The 16,719-nt window shown below is 66.0% G+C and carries 15 protein-coding genes; 10 read left to right on the plus strand and 5 right to left on the minus strand.

Annotated features, from left to right (window positions below; translation table 11 throughout):
- The first annotated feature begins 311 nt into the window (after positions 1–311).
- Together J4D28_RS02795 and J4D28_RS02800 are read left to right on the plus strand one after the other, a co-directional pair.
- Positions 312–1,550 carry an acyl-CoA dehydrogenase family protein gene (locus J4D28_RS02795; protein WP_103330641.1) on the plus strand — a complete coding sequence of 413 codons (1,239 nt, stop codon included), beginning with the start codon at positions 312–314 and terminating at the stop codon, positions 1,548–1,550.
- Positions 1,551–1,776: 226 nt separating this feature from the next.
- The gene (locus J4D28_RS02800; protein ID WP_009044159.1) at positions 1,777–2,556 is read left to right on the plus strand and encodes a TSUP family transporter; all 780 of its coding nucleotides are present in this window, start codon (positions 1,777–1,779) and stop codon (positions 2,554–2,556) included.
- A gap of 75 nt (positions 2,557–2,631) precedes the next feature.
- Here the strand turns inward: J4D28_RS02800 and nudC are convergent, their stop codons facing one another.
- The 3 genes from nudC to J4D28_RS02815 form a co-directional block, all read right to left on the minus strand.
- Complete coding sequence (nudC, locus tag J4D28_RS02805; protein ID WP_009049279.1) at positions 2,632–3,462, minus strand: NAD(+) diphosphatase; 831 nt, start codon at positions 3,460–3,462, stop codon at positions 2,632–2,634.
- Positions 3,463–3,468: 6 nt separating this feature from the next.
- On the minus strand, positions 3,469–4,281 hold the full coding sequence (locus J4D28_RS02810; RefSeq protein WP_009049280.1) for a crotonase/enoyl-CoA hydratase family protein: 813 nt from the start codon (positions 4,279–4,281) through the stop codon (positions 3,469–3,471).
- 270 nt (positions 4,282–4,551) lie between these two features.
- The gene (locus J4D28_RS02815) at positions 4,552–5,334 is read right to left on the minus strand and encodes a class I SAM-dependent methyltransferase (protein ID WP_103330640.1); all 783 of its coding nucleotides are present in this window, start codon (positions 5,332–5,334) and stop codon (positions 4,552–4,554) included.
- Positions 5,335–5,479: 145 nt separating this feature from the next.
- On the opposite strand from J4D28_RS02815, the gene J4D28_RS02820 reads away from it, so the two are divergent.
- Both J4D28_RS02820 and pncA read left to right on the plus strand, forming a co-directional pair.
- Complete coding sequence (locus tag J4D28_RS02820) at positions 5,480–5,716, plus strand: hypothetical protein (RefSeq protein WP_041983473.1); 237 nt, start codon at positions 5,480–5,482, stop codon at positions 5,714–5,716.
- Positions 5,717–5,819: 103 nt separating this feature from the next.
- Positions 5,820–6,482, plus strand: a complete 663-nt coding sequence (gene pncA / locus J4D28_RS02825) for a bifunctional nicotinamidase/pyrazinamidase (protein WP_016704153.1) — start codon at positions 5,820–5,822, stop codon at positions 6,480–6,482.
- Between the two features lie 62 nt (positions 6,483–6,544).
- On the opposite strand, the gene J4D28_RS02830 is transcribed toward pncA, so the two are convergent.
- Entirely contained in the window at positions 6,545–7,846 is a 1,302-nt protein-coding gene (locus J4D28_RS02830; RefSeq protein ID WP_009049284.1) for an ATP-binding protein, read from the minus strand.
- Positions 7,847–7,850: 4 nt separating this feature from the next.
- The gene (locus tag J4D28_RS02835) at positions 7,851–8,552 is read right to left on the minus strand and encodes a response regulator transcription factor (protein ID WP_007926528.1); all 702 of its coding nucleotides are present in this window, start codon (positions 8,550–8,552) and stop codon (positions 7,851–7,853) included.
- 216 nt (positions 8,553–8,768) lie between these two features.
- Between J4D28_RS02835 and J4D28_RS02840 the strand changes: the two genes are divergently transcribed.
- The 6 genes from J4D28_RS02840 to J4D28_RS02865 all read left to right on the plus strand — a co-directional run bounded on the left by J4D28_RS02840 (position 8,769) and on the right by J4D28_RS02865 (position 16,673).
- Positions 8,769–9,926 carry an efflux RND transporter periplasmic adaptor subunit gene (locus tag J4D28_RS02840; RefSeq protein WP_103330639.1) on the plus strand — a complete coding sequence of 386 codons (1,158 nt, stop codon included), beginning with the start codon at positions 8,769–8,771 and terminating at the stop codon, positions 9,924–9,926.
- 12 nt (positions 9,927–9,938) lie between these two features.
- Entirely contained in the window at positions 9,939–13,067 is a 3,129-nt protein-coding gene (locus J4D28_RS02845) for an efflux RND transporter permease subunit (RefSeq protein WP_009049286.1), read from the plus strand.
- A 163-nt stretch (positions 13,068–13,230) separates the two neighbouring features.
- Positions 13,231–13,872, plus strand: a complete 642-nt coding sequence (locus J4D28_RS02850) for a DUF1345 domain-containing protein (RefSeq protein WP_009049287.1) — start codon at positions 13,231–13,233, stop codon at positions 13,870–13,872.
- 75 nt (positions 13,873–13,947) lie between these two features.
- Positions 13,948–14,787 (plus strand): AraC family transcriptional regulator, encoded by an 840-nt coding sequence (locus tag J4D28_RS02855; RefSeq protein WP_009049288.1) that lies wholly within the window; start codon positions 13,948–13,950, stop codon positions 14,785–14,787.
- 52 nt (positions 14,788–14,839) lie between these two features.
- Positions 14,840–15,454, plus strand: coding sequence for a LysE family translocator (locus J4D28_RS02860; protein ID WP_016704147.1), 615 nt, complete (start codon positions 14,840–14,842; stop codon positions 15,452–15,454).
- A 274-nt stretch (positions 15,455–15,728) separates the two neighbouring features.
- Positions 15,729–16,673, plus strand: coding sequence for a choline ABC transporter substrate-binding protein (locus tag J4D28_RS02865; RefSeq protein WP_009049290.1), 945 nt, complete (start codon positions 15,729–15,731; stop codon positions 16,671–16,673).
- The last annotated feature ends 46 nt before the right edge of the window (positions 16,674–16,719 follow it).

Genomic DNA, 16,719 nt, shown 5'->3' on the forward strand with positions numbered 1-16,719 from the left:
ACCCGAGGCCCTGTAGCCGCTGCCGCAGGCTGCGCAAAGGCCCGAAGGGCCTTCCTGCGTCGGCAAAAGCGGCGTCTGCTGCGCAGCCGATCGCAGCCTGCGGCAGCGGCTACAGGTAGACCGTCGTCTCCTCCATCAACAGGTCGATTTGTTGATGCACTGTTGGCTGGGCAACAGTTGCCGGCGAGCCTTCCTGCGCCCGGCCCGCTGATTACGGCTACCCGCCTCCCGGCACGGACCGTGCAATCCGCTCCGCAGAAGTCACGCTTTTCACTGCCGAGCCAATTTATTGCTGAGAAGGAGCTGTGCCCATGACCGAACACCAGGTAATCAACCCATTGTCCGTAGGCGTCGACTACGAAGCCCTGGCCGGGCGCTTCCGGCCGATCTTCAGCCGGATCGCCGCCGGCGCGGTGGCCCGCGAGCAATCGCGCAGCCTGCCGTACGAAGCGATCCTGTGGCTCAAGGAAGCCGGCTTTGGCGCAGTGCGGGTGCCCGTGGAATACGGTGGCGGCGGCGCCTCCCTGCCGCAATTGTTCCAACTGCTGATCGAACTGGCCGAGGCCGATTCCAACGTGCCGCAAGCCTTGCGCGGGCACTTCGCCTTTGCCGAGGACCGGCTCAACGCCGCCCCGGGGCCGGCGCGGGACCTGTGGTTCAAGCGTTTCGTCGACGGCGACATCGTCGGCTGCGCCTGGACCGAGATCGGCAACGTGGCCATCGGCGACGTGATCACCCGGGTCTCGCCGGATGGCGACAAATGGCGGCTCAACGGCGAGAAGTTCTACAGCACCGGGAGCATTTTCTCCGACTGGATCGATGTCTACGCCCGCCGCAGCGACACCGGTGGCGACGTGATCGCCGCGGTGCGCACCCGCCAGCCGGGCATCGTGCAGAGCGACGATTGGGACGGCTTCGGCCAGCGCACCACCGGCAGCGGCACCGCGCATTTTGTCGATGCCGAAGTGGAAGCCGAGAACCTCATCGACTTCGCCACCCGCTTCAAATACCAGACCGCCTTCTACCAGTTGGTGCTGCTGGCGACGCTGGCGGGCATCGGCCGCGCCGCCGTGCGCGATGTGGCCCACGAGGTGCGCACCCGCAAGCGCATCTACAGCCACGGCAATGCGCCACGGGTCAGCGAGGATGCCCAGGTGCAGCAGGTGGTCGGCGAGATCTCGGCCCTGGTGTACGCCGCCGAGGCCAGCGCGGTGCGCGCGGCGCAACCGGCGCAGCAGGCCTACCTGGCGCGTTTTGCCGGTAATGACGAGGCGGAACGGGCGGCCAATGTCGCGGCGGAAATCCAGTCGGCCACGGCCCAGGTGGTGGTCACCGAGCTGATCCAGCGCGCCACCAGCGAACTGTTCAATGCCCTCGGCGCTTCGGACATCCGCCAGGGCAAGGCCCTCGACCGCCACTGGCGCAACGCCCGCACCGTGTCGTCGCACAACCCGGTGATCTACAAGGCGCGCATCGTCGGCGACTGGGCGATCAATGGCAGCGAACCGCCGTTCGTGTGGCAGATCGGCAACGGGCCCGAACGCCAATAGCAGCCTCACAGGCTCTCCTGTAGGAGCGGCCGGTCGACGCTCGATTGCCCGCGATGGCGTCAGTGGCCGCGCCGCTATCCTTAAAGAATTGTGGCGTTTATAAGGGCCTCATCGCGGGCAAGCCTCGCTCCTACCGGTATCGGGCGGTCGCGGGCGTGAAAGGTTATGGGTAAGATACCGACCCTTCGCGCAGCTTTTCTGCGCCCCGCCGAAATAAGTCGATCCCATGCCTTTCGAACTCAGCGTAGATTTGACCACCCTCGCCATTCTTGCTCTCGTTGCCTTCATTGCCGGCTTTATCGATGCCATCGCCGGCGGTGGCGGCCTACTCACCACACCGGCGCTGCTTACCGCCGGCCTGCCGCCGCACCTGGTGCTGGGCACCAACAAACTGAGTTCGACCTTTGGCTCGGCCACCGCCAGCTTCACCTTCTACCGGCGCAAGCTGTTCCACCCGCGGCAATGGACCCACGCCATCGTCGGCACGCTGGTGGGCGCGCTGACCGGCGCGGTGGTAGCCCATTACCTGCCGGCCGAATGGCTGAACAAGATGCTGCCGGTGATCGTCTTCGCCTGTGGCGTGTACCTGCTGTTCGGCGGCACGCCAAAAGCGCCGCTGGACAGCGAGGCGCCGATCAAGAAAAAGTGGCAATCGACCCAGGGCTTCAGCCTCGGTTTCTACGACGGCGTGGCCGGCCCCGGCACGGGCGCCTTCTGGACCGTCAGCAGCCTGCTGCTCTACCCCATCGACCTGGTCAAGGCCAGCGGCGTGGCGCGCAGCATGAACTTCGTCAGCAACGCCGCGGCGCTGTCGATCTTCATTTTCTCGGGCCAGGTGGATTGGGCCATCGGCCTGAGCATGGGCCTGTCGTTGATGGTCGGCGCCTTCTTCGGCGCCCGCACCGCCATCAGCGGCGGCGCTAAATTCATTCGCCCGGTGTTCATCACCGTGGTCCTGGGCCTGACCGTGCGCCTGGCCTGGCAGCACTGGTTCAGCGCCGTCTGACCTCCTGAAACGACAGCGGGCGAACCCAATGGATTCGCCCGCCCCGTTTTCTTCCAGCTTCCTTCCAGCCGGAGCTCAACCCGGCAATACAGGCTCCGCCAGCCCCAGGCGCCGAGCCACATACAGATCGATCAGGTAGCGAGCAATCGAGCGCGACGCCGGCAGCGGCGGCAACGCATGCACGTTGAACCACTGCGCATCCTCGATCTCGTCTTCCTGCGGCACGATCTCGCCGCCGGCGTACTCGGCATGAAACCCCAGCATCATCGAATGCGGGAACGGCCAGCACTGGCTGCCGATGTACTGGATATTCTTGACCTCGATCTGCACCTCCTCGCGCACCTCGCGCACCAGGCAGTCCTCGGCCGACTCGCCCGGCTCGGCGAACCCGGCCAGGGTGCTGTAGACCCCGGGGACAAAGCGCGGCGAACGGGCCAGCAGCACCTCGTCGCCACGGGTGATCAGCACGATCATGCTCGGCGAGATCCGTGGGTAGCTGCGCAGGTCGCAGGGCTCGCAGTACATCGCCCGCTCGCGCATCACCTGGGTCATGGGCTGGCCGCAGTTGCCGCAGAAGCGATGCTCGCGGGCCCAGGTGCCGATCTGCGCGGCATAGCCCAGGACTTTGTACAGGGTGTGGTCGCCGTCGAGCATGAACGCCCGCAGGCCTTTCCAGTTGCATCCCGGCACCTCGGAAACGCTCTTGAGTTCCAGCAGGTAGACCGGCTCGCCATCCAGGTGACCGATGCCGTGCTCGGCGAGGATCGGCAGGTCCTGGCGCTTGAGCCATTCGCGGGGGAACAGCGCGCCGTTGTCGTCGAACAGAAAGCCCTGCGGGCCGCGGGCCACGGCCCAGCCGCCGGGAAGATCGATATCCAGTACTGCGGTGGTCCAGCGTGAAGTCATGTTCAATCAATCCAGAAATTCAGGTTTCTGTTTGCTCATATGGGCGGCCATGGCCACGCGCAGGTCGGTGGATTGCAGCATGGCGGCGTTCCAGGTAGCGATGTATTCCAGGCCGTCGTCGATGCGGTGGTCGCGCATGTAGCTGATCATTTCCTTGGTACCGCTGACGGCGATCGGCGACTTGCTGGCGATTTCCCAGGCGATGCCCATCACGCCGTCGAGCAGGCTTTCGCTGTCGGCGTAGGTGCGATTGACCAGGCCGATGCTGCGCGCTTCCTCGGCGCCGAAGGTGCGTCCAGTGTAAGCCAGTTCGCGCAGCATGCCGTCACCGATGATACGCGGCAAACGTTGCAAAGTGCCGACATCGGCGGCCATGCCGATATCGATTTCCTTGATCGAGAATTGCGCGTCCGCGGCGGCGTAGCGCATGTCGCAAGCGGCGATCAGGTCGATGGCGCCGCCCAGGCAGTAACCCTGGATCGCCGCCAGCACCGGCTTGCGGCAGTTGTCGACGGCATTGAAGGACGCCTGCAGCTGCAGGATCTTGCGCCGCAGCAGGCGCGCGTTGCGCCCGACGTCCTTGCCCAGTTCGTTGGCCACCCCGGCCAGCATCATCAGGTCGATGCCGGAGGAAAAGTGCTTGCCGGCGCCGCTCAACACCACCACGCGGACCGCGTCGGTGTCGTCGATCCAGCGGAAGATCTCGACGATCTCGCTCCAGAACGCGGCGTTCATCGAGTTGATCTTTTCCGGACGATTGATCTGCACATGGGCGATGTTGTCAGCAAGTTCGACGCGAAAGGCTTGATATTCGGACATGGGCAGCATTCCTTACCGGGCAAAAAAATGAGGCCCGAACTATAGCAAGGGCCCGTGCCGCGCAGTAAGGCAGCGCATCGGCCAAAACCGGGACTGGCAACACTGCGGCCCCCTGTAGGAGCGAGCTTGCTCGCGATAGAGCGCGTAGCGCTCAATTCCTGACCCGCGCGTACTCACAGGTTAAACGGGTGATCTTCAAGGCGAGCGCTTTGCGCTCATCGCGAGCAAGCTCGCTCCTACAGGAAGGTTGCGGGCAATGGGATTGCGCGATCACGGGATTTTGTGGGCCCAGAACGCCGCGGTTTCGTAAGGCACGCTGACCACGCACTTGTCTCGCAGCTCCGGCTCCTCGGCGATCAGGGCGGCGATCTGCCGGTCGACCTGCGCCCGCTCCGCATCCGGCAAGGCGGCGATGAAACTGGTGGAGCGCACCCGGTCGAAAATCACATTCTCCGGCGCGCCGCTGTGGCTGTTGCTGAAATGCTGCTCCTGCAAGGGCGTGAACAGCGGATGGGGAAAGGCCTGGCGCCAGGCTCCGGTGTAATAGCGCGGCGTATCGCCTTGCAGGGCGTTGACGATCCGGTCCAGGCGTTGCACCCACGGCACCCGTGCATCGCGCAGGTTCCACACCAGGCCCAGGCAGCCGCCCGGCTTGAGCACCCGGGCGATTTCGTTCAACGCCTCATGGCTGGCGAACCAGTGGAAGGCCTGGGCGCAGACCACCGCGTCCACCGACTCGTCGGCCAGCGGAATAGAAGTGGCGGAGCCGCTCAGGGCTTCGGCCCGGGGATGGCTGGCGGCGAGTTTGGTGAGCATTTGCGCCACTGGCTCCACGGCAATCACCCGCGCCCCGGTGGCTAATAGACGCCCGGTGAACTTGCCGGTGCCGGCGCCGAGATCGACCACCACCTGGCCGGCCTGCAAGCCCAGGCGGGCGCGCAGCCACTGGTCCAGCGCCGGCGGGTAATCCGGGCGGCCACGCACATAGGTGTCGGCCGCGCCCTTGTAGCCGTCGGCGGCAGCGTGATGGATCGAAGGTTGCGGGTCTTTCATCGGTCGCCTCCAGGTCATTGGCCAATGCTGCCCAGCATAGCCCCGCCCAGGCGACTGACGGCATGAAAAATCTGTCAGTTTGGGCGGCGCGGCCAGGACGATGGACCTTTAATGGGGGGACCGCTATCCGAATGGAGACTGCGCGATGAACCTCCCTCCCCTCGTCTTCGGCGCCCCGCTGCTGCTCGCCGGCAGCCTGCTGGCGAGCGTGCTGGCGGCCGCCCCCAATTGCCCGGACGGCCAGGTCTGGGACAGCAGGAACCAGCGCTGCGTCAGCCAGCGCACCACCCGATTGCCGGACGCCGAGCGCGGCGACTACACCAATCGCCTGGCCCAACAGGGCCGCGACGAAGCGGCCATTGTGGCTGGCAACCGGACCTGACGTCAGGCAGCGCCCACGCCCTGACCGGCGGAGCGGTGCCATGGACCGGGCGCGCTATGCTCTCGGAGAATGGACTGATCGTTCAACCCCAGGGAGCTTGCACATGCCTACGACCAAAACCTCCAGCAGCCGTCGCTCACGCAAGGCGCTGCTGGTCATCGACGTACAGAACGACTTCATCCCCGGCGGCGCGCTGGCGGTGCCGGGGGGCGACCAGATCGTGCCCTTGATCAATCGCCTGGGCGGCCACTTCAAGCAGGTGGTGATCGCCCAGGACTGGCACCCGGCCGGGCATATCTCGTTCGCCTCCAGCCACGAAGGCCACGCGCCGAACGACATCATCCAGCTGCCCTATGGCCCGCAGGTGCTCTGGCCGGACCATTGCGTGCAGGCCAGCCGTGGCGCCGAACTGCACCCGAAACTCAACCTGCCCCATGCCCAGCTGATCCTGCGCAAGGGTTGCAATCCGGATATCGACAGTTACTCGGCCTTCGTCGAGGCGGACCGCAGCACCACGACCGGCCTGGCCGGCTACCTGAGCCAGCGCGGCATCGACACGGTGTATCTGGTGGGGCTGGCCCTGGACTACTGCGTGGCCTGGTCGGCGCTGGATGCGCGGGCGGCGGGCTTCAATACCTTCGTGATCGTCGACGCCTGCCGGGCCATCGACATGGACGGCTCGCTGGACAAGGCCACCCGGCAGATGCGCGCGGCAGGCGTGAACCTGATCAAGGCCAGCGAGCTACAGCCGACCGCGCTGTGCTGATGCAGCCTCTTCCATAACGCCGACTGCCGGGCCTTCCCGTCGCTGGGGATGCCCGGTATGGCTCAGGCCGGCGTCGGCAGCCACAGACGGAAACGCGCGCCGCCCAGCGGCGAGGCCTCGACGGTCAGGGTCCCGCCCTGGGCTTCCAGGGCCCGGCGGCTGATCGCCAGGCCGAGGCCGAAGCCGCCGGTGGCGCGATCGCGGCTGCGGTCCAGGCGGTAGAAAGGCTCGAACACCCGCTCACGCTCATCGTCGGGAATGCCGATGCCATCGTCGTCGACCCAGATTTCACAGCCGCTGTCGCTGACCTGCACCCCGACCTTGATGCGCTTTTCGCAATAACGCATGGCGTTGCGCAGCAGGTTCTGGATCGCCCGGGCGGTCAGCCGCGGATCGAGGGTGAAACGCTCCAGGCTGCCGAGCAGCAACACATCGATGACGATGTCCGGGGATTCCAGCTCGTCGTCGACGCTGCCGAGGATGCTGTCGATGAACTCGTCCAGCGACACCTCGACCTGCTCCGGCAACTGCGCCGGGATCTGCAACCGGCTGTAGGACAGCAGCTCGAGCACCAGTTCGTCGAGCTCGCGAATGTGCGCCACCAGCCCTTGCAGGCGTTCGCGGCTGGTCGCCGGCAGGTCGTCGGAGAGCGCCAGGGCCAGGCCGAAGTCGAGCCGGGTCAAGGGCGTGCGCAGCTCATGGGACACCGCGTTGAGCAGGTCGCGTTGCTGGTTCAGCAGGTTTTCGATGTCGCCGGCCATGGTGTCGAAGACATTGGCCAGGCTGCCGATGTTGGAGCTCGAGGGGATCTGCGTGCGCTCGCTCAAGTGGCCCTTGCCGAAGCGCTCGGCGGCGTGTTTCAGGCGTTCCAGGTCGCGCCAGTGCGGCCGCAGCCAGAGCAACAGGCAGGCAAGCATGGTCGCGCCGATCAGCACGTTGATGCTCCAGTACAGCAGGCTGACGTCGATCGGGTCCGGCGGCACCACCATCTGCACCGCCATCTGCTCGTCCAGCGGCGCCACCGCGAGGGTGCGCCAGCCCCAGTCGCCGACCCGCACCACGTTCTCGCCGCGTTGCAGGCGTTCGCGCTCGTACAGGGTGAAATCGGCATCGTCGTTGCGGGTCAGGACGATGTGCAGCGGCTGGAACTCCTGGTCCATTTCCGCGGCCAGGGCCGGCCACTGCTCTGAGGGTACGCCGCGAAACTGTTTGACGATCAGGCTTTGCAGGCCCCGGGAATAGTCCAGGTTGTAGGTGATGAAACGCTCGTGGAAGACCTTCACCACCAGCTCCGGGACCAGGTAGATCGCCGCGCTGAACGAGACGATGGTCACCAGGTACAGGCGAATCAGGATTCTCAGCATCGACTCAGCATTCCCATTCGGAACGGCTGAACAGGTAGCCCTTGCCCCATACGGTCTTGATCTTGCGCGCCTCGCCGGCGTGGTCGTCGAACTTGCGCCGCAGCTTGGAGATCGCCACGTCCACCGAGCGGTCGGTGCCGTTGAACTCGATGCCCCGCAGGCGTTGCAGGATCTGGTCGCGGCTCAGCACCTCGCCGGCGTGCCGGGCCAGCACCACCAGCAGGTTGTACTCGCCGCTGGACAGTTCCACCAATTGATCGCGCCAGCTCACGGTGCGCTCCGACAGGTCGATGCACAGGTTGCCCATGAGGATCCGGTCGCTGGCGGTCTGCGGTTCGCCGAGGCTGCTGCGGCGCAACAGGGTACGTACCCGCGCCAGCAGCACGCGCGGCTCGCACGGTTTTGTCACATAATCGTCGGCGCCCATTTCCAGACCCAGCACCTGATCGTGGCTATCATCACGGGCGGTCAGCATCAGGATCGGCAGCGACGCCGAGTCGGCCCGCAGCAGGCGGCAGACCTGCAGGCCGTCCAGGCCCGGCAGCATCAGGTCGAGAATCACCAGGTCCGGCGGATTGACCCGCGCCCGTTCACGCACCTGGTCGCCGCGGCTGATGACATTGACCTGATAGCCGTTGCGCTCCAGGTAACTGGCGATCAGTTCAGAGAGCGCGGGGTCGTCTTCGACCAGAAGAATGTTGGGCATGGGAATGAGCGTCTTTGAGTGAAGAAAAACACAGCGACAACGTTCCTTGGAGTGTTCCCTGGAAAGCCGTCGCCCGATCAGCGAGGCACAAAGGATATACAACCTCGCGCGCGCCCGAGCATTCGCTTCACACTTTTTCACACAGCACCTACACAGCTTCACAGCGGTTCTTGCGGCTTGCCCTTAGCATGCCGCAGTCATCATTGGGGTATCAGCATGTCGAAAAACCTGTTTGCGCCGTTCTGCCTGTTGTTGCTGGCAGCCGCGCTGAGCGCTTGTGACAAGGCCTCCACCGCCGAGGAACAGGCGCCGTTGGCCAAGGTCCGGATCGAAACCATCGAAACTCGCCCGCTGTCGATCAGCAGCGAACTGAGCGGGCGCATCGCCGCGCCGCGCATCGCCGAGGTCCGTGCGCGGGTGGCCGGCGTGGTGCTGCAACGGACCTTCCGCGAAGGCACCGACGTCAAGCAGGGCGACGTACTGTTTCGCATTGACCCGGCACCGTTCAAGGCCGACCTCGACAGCGCCCTGGCCAGCCTGCGCAAGGCCGAGGCCAATGCCTTCCAGGCGCGGCTGCAGGAGCAGCGCTACGCCCAGTTGATCGAAGACAAGGCGATCAGCGCCCAGGAATACGACAACGCCCGGGCCAACGCGCGCCAGACCGCCGCCGAGGTGGCGGCCAACCAGGCCGCCGTGCAGCGCGCCCGGCTGAACCTGGGCTACGCCACCGTCACCGCGCCGATCTCCGGGCGCGTCGGCCGCGCCCTGGTCACCGAGGGCGCGCTGGTGGGCCAGAACGAAACCACGCCGCTGGCGCTGATCCAGCAACTGGACCCGATCCACGCCGACCTCACCCAGTCGACCCGTGAGCTCAACGACCTGCGCCGGGCCTTCCGCGCCGGCCAGTTGCAGCAGGTCGGCCAGGACCAGGCCAAGGCCACGCTGATCCAGGACGACGGCAGCCTCTACCCGCTGCCGGGCAAGCTGCTGTTCGCCGACATCAGCGTCGACCCGAGCACCGGCCAGATCATCCTGCGCAGCGAGTTTCCCAACCCGGACCTCGACCTGCTGCCCGGCAGCTTCATTCGCGTGCGCCTGGAGCAGGCGGTGAACCGCCAGGGCATCAGCGTGCCGCAGCGCGCCATCCAGCGCGACAGCGCCGGCATCGCCCAGGTGCTGCTGGTGGATGCCGAGCAGCGGGTGGTGCAGCGCCCGGTGCAACTGGGCGCCGCGCAAAAGGACCGCTGGATCGTCAGCAACGGCCTCCAGGCCGGCGACCGTATCGTCGTCGAGGGCCTGCAGCACGCCCGTCCGGGCGAAAAGGTGCAGATCGACGACAGCCCTCTTCCCCTTGCCCAGACCACTGGACAGTAGGTAGGAACCCTCATGCCGCAATTCTTTATCGACCGTCCGGTGTTCGCCTGGGTGGTCGCCCTGTTTATCCTGCTGGCCGGCGCCCTCTCCATCCCGCAGTTGCCGGTGGCGCAGTACCCCGACGTCGCCCCGCCGAGCATCGAGATCTACGCCGTGTACCCGGGCGCCTCGGCGCAGACCGTGGACGAAAGCGTGGTCAGCCTGATCGAGGAAGAGCTCAACGGCGCCGATCACCTGCTGTACTTCTCGTCCCAGAGCAGCCTGGGCAGTGCCACCATCACCGCCACCTTCCAGCCGGGCACCAACCCGGAAATGGCCCAGGTCGACGTGCAGAACCGCCTCAAGGTGGTGGAGCCGCGTCTGCCGCAAGCGGTGACCCAGCAAGGCTTGCAGGTGGAAAAGGTCTCGGCCGGCTTCCTGCTGCTGATCACCCTCACCTCCAACGACGGCAAGCTCGACGACACCGCGCTCAGCGACTACCTGGCGCGTAACGTGATGAACGAGATCCGCCGCCTGGACGGGGTCGGCAAGGCCCAGCTGTACGGCGCCGAGCGCGCCATGCGGGTGTGGATCGACCCGCAGAAGCTGATCGGCTTCAACCTGACCCCGGCCGACGTCAACGCGGCGATCGTCGCGCAGAACGCCCAGGTCTCGGCCGGCAGTATCGGCGACCTGCCGGGCAGCTCGAGCCAGGAAATCACCGCCACGGTGCTGGTCAAGGGCCAGCTGTCGACCCCGGAAGAGTTCGCCGACATCGTCCTGCGGGCCAATCCGGACGGCTCCACCGTGCGCGTCGGCGATGTCGCCCGGGTGGAAGTCGGCAGCCAGGAATACCAGTTCTCCACCCGCCTCAACGGCAAGCCTTCCACCGCGGTCGGCGTGCAGCTGTCGCCGGGGGCCAACGCCCTGAACACCGCGACCCTGATCCGGGCGAAGATGGACGAGCTGTCGCGCTACTTCCCGGCCGGCGTGGAATACAAGATCCCCTACGACACCTCGCCCTTCGTCAAGGTCTCGATCACCAAGGTGATCTACACCCTGGGCGAAGCCATGCTGCTGGTGTTCGCGGTGATGTTCCTGTTCCTGCAGAACATCCGCTACACCCTGATCCCGACCCTGGTGGTGCCGGTGGCGCTGATGGGCACCTTCGCCACCATGCTGGCGCTGGGTTTCTCGATCAACGTACTGACCATGTTCGGCATGGTCCTGGCCATCGGCATCCTGGTGGACGACGCCATTGTGGTCGTAGAGAACGTCGAGCGGATCATGGTCAGCGAGGGCCTGTCGCCCCGGGAGGCGACGCGCAAGGCGATGCAGCAGATCACCGGCGCCATCATCGGCATCACCCTGGTGCTGGTGGCGGTGTTCCTGCCGATGGCCTTCATGCCGGGTTCGGTGGGCGTCATCTACCAGCAGTTCTCGCTGTCGATGGCCACCTCGATCCTGTTCTCGGCCTTCCTCGCCCTGACCCTGACCCCGGCCCTGTGCGCCACCCTGCTCAAGCCGATCGCCAAGGGCGAGCACCATGAAAAAGGCGGCTTCTTCGGCTGGTTCAACCGGCGCTTCGAACACCTCAGCGACGGCTACCAGCGCTGGGTCGCCTATGCGCTGAAACGCTGCGGCCGCTACCTGCTGGTGTATGGGGTGCTGCTGGTGGGCCTGGGGCTGCTGTTCAGCCGCCTGCCCTCTTCGTTCCTGCCGGTGGAAGACCAGGGCTACACCATCACCGACATCCAGCTGCCACCGGGCGCGAGCAAGAACCGCACGATCCAGGTGGTGGAGCAGATCGAGGCGCACAACGCCAGCGAACCGGGGGTCGGCGACAGCACGGTGATTCTCGGCTTCAGCTTCTCCGGCAGCGGGCAGAACGCCGCATTGACCTTCACCACCCTCAAGGACTGGTCACAGCGTGGTAGCGACGATTCGGCGCAATCCATCGCCGACCGGGCCAACGCCGCCTTCAGTGAAATCAAGGACGCGGTTTCCTACGCCGTGCTGCCACCGCCGGTGGACGGCCTGGGCACCTCCAGCGGCTTCGAGTTCCGCCTGCAGGACCGCGGCGGCATCGGCCATGCCGCGTTGATGCAGGCCCGCACCGAATTGCTGGCCGCCGCGGAAAAGAGCCCGATCCTGGTCAACGTGCGCGAAAGCGCCCTGGCCGAGGCGCCGCAGGTGCACCTGGAAGTCGACCGCAAGCAGGCCAATGCCCTGGGCGTGTCCTTTGCCGACATCGGCAATGTGCTGTCCACCGCGGTCGGTTCCAGCTACATCAATGACTTCCCCAACCAGGGGCGGATGCAGCGGGTGGTGGTCCAGGCCGAGGGCGATCGACGCAGCCAGGTGGAAGACCTGCTGAAGATCCATGTGCGCAACAACCTCGGCAAGATGGTGCCGCTGTCGGCCTTTGCCCAGGCGCGCTGGACCCAGGGCCCGACCCAGCTGACCCGCTACAACGGCTACCCGGCCATCAGCATTTCCGGCGAGCCGAGCGCGGGCCACAGCACCGGCGAGGCCATGGCGGAAATCGAGCGCCTGGTCAGCCAGCTGCCGGCCGGCCTGGGCCAGGAATGGACCGGCCTGTCGCTGCAGGAACGCTTGTCCGGCAGCCAGGCGCCGCTGCTCCTGGGGCTGTCGCTGCTGATCGTGTTCCTGTGCCTGGCGGCGCTGTACGAGAGCTGGTCGATTCCCACCTCGGTGCTGCTGGTGGTGCCCCTGGGCGTACTCGGCGCGGTACTGGCGGTGACCCTGCGCGGCATGCCCAACGACGTGTTCTTCAAGGTCGGGCTGATCACCATCATCGGCCTGTCGGCGAAAAACGCGATCCTGATCATCGAGTTCGCCAAGAGCCTGTACGACGAAGGCCACGACCTGGTGGACGCCACGGTGCAGGCCGCGCGCCTGCGCCTGCGGCCGATCGTCATGACCTCGCTGGCGTTCATCCTCGGCGTGGTGCCCCTGGCCATCGCCAGCGGCGCCAGCTCGGCCAGCCAGCAGGCCATCGGTACCGGGGTGATCGGCGGCATGATCACCGCGACCCTGGCGGTGGTGTTCGTGCCGGTGTTCTTCGTGGTGGTGATGAAGCTGGTCAGGCGCCGCAGTGACAAACAAGCGGGCGTCACGGCGCCAGGAGCTGCCGAATAGTCATGTGGCGGGTCTTCAACGCACCGCGTTATTGTTGAGGACTTATCGCGAGCAAGCTTCGCTCCTACAGCAGAAGACCTATGTGACCGCAGGGTGCCGCCGGCCCTGCGGCTACAGGGCCGGCATGCTAAGGTTTGCGGCAAATCCGCCACAGCGAGCCGTCATGTCCCTTCTTGTACGTACCCACCCTCGCCTGACTATCGGCGCCTTTATCGGCCTGGCCGCGGGCATCCTGGTGCCGGCCGACACCTTGATCAGCAAGATTCTCATCGGCTGGAACGCCGGGGTCTGGAGCTACCTGGCGCTGATGTGCTGGCTCACCGCACGGTCCAGGGCCGACGACGTGAAACGCATCGCCGAGGTCGAGGACGAAAACGCCGGGCTGGTGCTGTTCATGGTGTGCATCGCGGCCATCGCCAGCCTCGCCGCCATCACCTTCTCCCTGGCCGGCAGCAAGGACCTGGAAACCGGCCGACGCCTGCTGCATTACGCCTTTACCGGCCTCACGGTGCTGGGTTCCTGGTTGCTGATCGGGGTGATCTTCAGCGTGCACTACGCCCGCCTCTACTACACCTGGGGCGGCAAGGAACCGGCCCTGCGTTTCGCCGAAGGCCTGACCACCCCCAATTACTGGGACTTCCTGTATTTCTCCTTCACCATCGGCGTGGCGGTGCAGACCTCCGACGTCGGCGTCGCCACCCGCGAATTGCGCAAGATCGTCCTGGCCCAGTCGCTGATCGGTTTTCTGTTCAACACCGCGATTCTCGGGTTTTCCATCAACATCGCCGCCGGGCTGTTCGGCTGATGCCGCACAAATGTTCTAGATCTGCCCCGGCCGGCGGGCGCTAACTGGCGGTCCAACCCTCGTCACGGATATTCCATGAACGCGCACAACTGGATCGATCTGGCCCAGGACGCCGACACCGGCATCGAGACCCTGCGCGCCCATTTCACCGGCCATGCCTACGACCCCCACTGGCATGACAGCTACCTGGTGGGCGTGACCGAAGAAGGCGTGCAGCAATTCCACTGTCGGCGCGAGCGTTTTCACAGCACCCCGGGCAAGGTGTTTTTGCTCGAACCCGGGGAAATCCACGACGGCGACGCGCCCACCGAAGGCGGCTTCACCTACCGCATGCTGTACCTCGACCCGCAGTGGCTGGAGCGTGAGCTGAGCGCGTTGTTCGAAGAGGCGCCGGCCGACAGCCAGCTGAGTTTCGCCAGCACCCTGGCCAGCGACCAGCGCCTGGCCCAGGCCACCAGCACGGCCTTCCACAGCCTGCACCACGGCGAGCTGCGCATCGTTCGCCAGAGTGCCATGGACCAACTGCTCGACCAGCTCACCGGCCACCTGCACTGGCGCAAGCGCTACCACCAGGACCCGCGCCTGCCGCTGGTGGCGCACAAGGCCCGCGACTACCTGCATGCCCATGCCCAGCAGGACATCAGCCTGGACGAATTGGGCGCGGTCTGTGGCGTCGACCGCTTCCGCCTGACCCGCGCCTTCAAGGCCGCCTATGGCCTGCCGCCCCACGCCTACCTGGTGCAATTGCGCCTGGCCAAGGCCCGGCGCCTGCTGGCCCGCGGCGCACAACCGGCCGAGGTGGCCATGGCCCTGGGGTTCGCCGACCAGAGCCATATGGGCCGCTGGTTCGTCCGCGCCTACGGCCTGACCCCGGCGGCCTACCGCAAGCGCTGCTCAAACCTTCCAGACGCCTGAACCCGCGCCGGCGAAGATCGCCTTCATCGATCTTCACTGGAGCCTGCCTGCGATGTTGTCTTCCCTATCCACCCTGCTGCCCTTCCTGCTGTTCGCCTTCGTCGCCTCGATCACCCCGGGGCCGACCAATATCCTGGTGCTGAGCAACAGCGCCCGCTACGGCTTCAAGGCCGCGCTGCCGATCGTGCTCGGCGCCTGCGTGGCCGCCGCCGGCATCGTCATGCTGGTGGGCAGCGGCCTCGGCCGCACGCTGATGGAAGTGCCCGGGCTGCCGAGTGCCATGCGCTGGGCCGGGGTGATCTGGCTGAGCTACCTGGCCTGGCAGATCTTCCGCGCCCCGGCCCCGTCCCTCGACCCACAGGCCGATACCCCACACCGACGCCTGGGCCTGCTCGGCGCCGCCAGCCTGCAACTGGTCAACCCGAAAACCTGGATGATGGCCCTGGTCGTGGCCAGCGTGTTCGCCGGCAACGGCAGCGAACACCAAGGCCGGGTGCTGTACCTGTCGCTGGTGTTTTTCCTGGTGTCCCTGCCCTGCCTCGGCACCTGGGCGCTGCTCGGTGCCGGCTCCGCCCAGCTGCTGCGCTCGCCGCGGGCCATGCAGCGTTTCAACCAGGGCATGGCGCTGTTGCTGCTGGCCTCGGCCTGGGCCAGCCTGTGGGCCTGAACTGAGTCGCCCCAGTGCAAGAGCCGGTCGCCTCAGGGCGCTTTCATAACGGTCTGCGTTACCTAAAGTGGTGCTGGGGTCTTTACGAAAAGTCGGCGAGCGATGGCCAGGCAAGGCAAAAACAGGCGAGGAAGCGGAGTTTAGGGGCCTAAATGAGCATTCCGAGCCTGTTTTTAACGCAGCATGGCCGAGCGCAGCCACTTTTCGTACAGACCCCCACGGCGCAACAAGACGCCGCCTTTGACAATAACGACCTGCCGGACGAGACCCTGTGATGAAAACCCTGTTCAAGCCTTGTCTCCCGCTTCTCTGCGGCGCCCTGCTGCTCGGCGCCAATGCCTGGGCCAGCGAGCCCGCTTCCTGCAAGACCGTGCGCATGGGCGTGGTCAACTGGACCGACGTCATCGCCACCAGCGGCATGGCCGACGTGCTGCTGACCGGCCTGGGCTACGACAGCAAACAGACCAGCGCGGTGCAGCAGATCATCTTCGCCGGCATCCGCGACAAGCGCCTGGACATCTTCCTCGGCTACTGGAAACCGGCGATGGACAAGAACATCGCGCCGTTCCTCGAGGCCGGGCAAGTCAAGGTCCTGGATAAGCCGAGCCTGGCCGACGCCCAGGCCACCCTCGCCGTGCCGGACTATGTCGCCGCCGCGGGCCTGAAGACCTTTGCCGACATCGCCCGCTTCAAGGAGCAACTGGGCGGCAAGATCTATGGCATCGAGCCCGGCAGCGGCGCCAACACCACCCTCAAGACGATGATCGACAGCGACCGCTTCGGCCTCAAGGGCTTCAAGCTGGTGGAGTCCGGCGAGGCCGGTATGCTCGCGGCAGTGCAACGGGCGATCAACCGCAAGGAGTTCGTGGTCTTCGTCGGCTGGACCCCGCACCCGATGAACATCAATATGCGGATCGAATACCTGACCGGCAGCGAAGACGTCTACGGCCCCAACGAAGGCGCGGCCAGCGTGTCCACCGTCACCGCGCCGGACTTCGCCGAGCGCTGCCCCAACGTCCAGCGCCTGCTGGAAAACCTGACCTTCAGCGCGGCCCAGGAAAGCCAGTTGATGGTGCCGATCATGGAACGCAAGACGCCCCAGGACGTGGCGCGGCAATGGCTGCGCGAGCACCCCGAGGACCTGCAACGCTGGCTGGCCGGGGTCAGCAGCTTCGACGGCAAGGATGGCGTGGCGGCTGTGCAGGCCAGCCTGAAATAGCCTGATCGCGGGCAAGCCGGATCGCCGCCCGCTCGCTCCTACAGAA

Source organism: Pseudomonas sp. GW531-T4 (assembly GCF_017349615.1).
Taxonomy (GTDB): Bacteria; Pseudomonadota; Gammaproteobacteria; order Pseudomonadales; family Pseudomonadaceae; genus Aquipseudomonas; species Aquipseudomonas chlororaphis_I.

Coding starts and splice junctions, on each gene's coding strand:
- J4D28_RS02795 (WP_103330641.1), top strand. CDS start 312: ATGACCGAACACCAGGTAATCAACCCATTGTCCGTAGGCGTCGACTAC.
- J4D28_RS02800 (WP_009044159.1), top strand. CDS start 1,777: ATGCCTTTCGAACTCAGCGTAGATTTGACCACCCTCGCCATTCTTGCT.
- nudC (WP_009049279.1), bottom strand. CDS start 3,462: ATGACTTCACGCTGGACCACCGCAGTACTGGATATCGATCTTCCCGGC.
- J4D28_RS02810 (WP_009049280.1), bottom strand. CDS start 4,281: ATGTCCGAATATCAAGCCTTTCGCGTCGAACTTGCTGACAACATCGCC.
- J4D28_RS02815 (WP_103330640.1), bottom strand. CDS start 5,334: ATGAAAGACCCGCAACCTTCGATCCATCACGCTGCCGCCGACGGCTAC.
- J4D28_RS02820 (WP_041983473.1), top strand. CDS start 5,480: ATGAACCTCCCTCCCCTCGTCTTCGGCGCCCCGCTGCTGCTCGCCGGC.
- pncA (WP_016704153.1), top strand. CDS start 5,820: ATGCCTACGACCAAAACCTCCAGCAGCCGTCGCTCACGCAAGGCGCTG.
- J4D28_RS02830 (WP_009049284.1), bottom strand. CDS start 7,846: ATGCTGAGAATCCTGATTCGCCTGTACCTGGTGACCATCGTCTCGTTC.
- J4D28_RS02835 (WP_007926528.1), bottom strand. CDS start 8,552: ATGCCCAACATTCTTCTGGTCGAAGACGACCCCGCGCTCTCTGAACTG.
- J4D28_RS02840 (WP_103330639.1), top strand. CDS start 8,769: ATGTCGAAAAACCTGTTTGCGCCGTTCTGCCTGTTGTTGCTGGCAGCC.
- J4D28_RS02845 (WP_009049286.1), top strand. CDS start 9,939: ATGCCGCAATTCTTTATCGACCGTCCGGTGTTCGCCTGGGTGGTCGCC.
- J4D28_RS02850 (WP_009049287.1), top strand. CDS start 13,231: ATGTCCCTTCTTGTACGTACCCACCCTCGCCTGACTATCGGCGCCTTT.
- J4D28_RS02855 (WP_009049288.1), top strand. CDS start 13,948: ATGAACGCGCACAACTGGATCGATCTGGCCCAGGACGCCGACACCGGC.
- J4D28_RS02860 (WP_016704147.1), top strand. CDS start 14,840: ATGTTGTCTTCCCTATCCACCCTGCTGCCCTTCCTGCTGTTCGCCTTC.
- J4D28_RS02865 (WP_009049290.1), top strand. CDS start 15,729: ATGAAAACCCTGTTCAAGCCTTGTCTCCCGCTTCTCTGCGGCGCCCTG.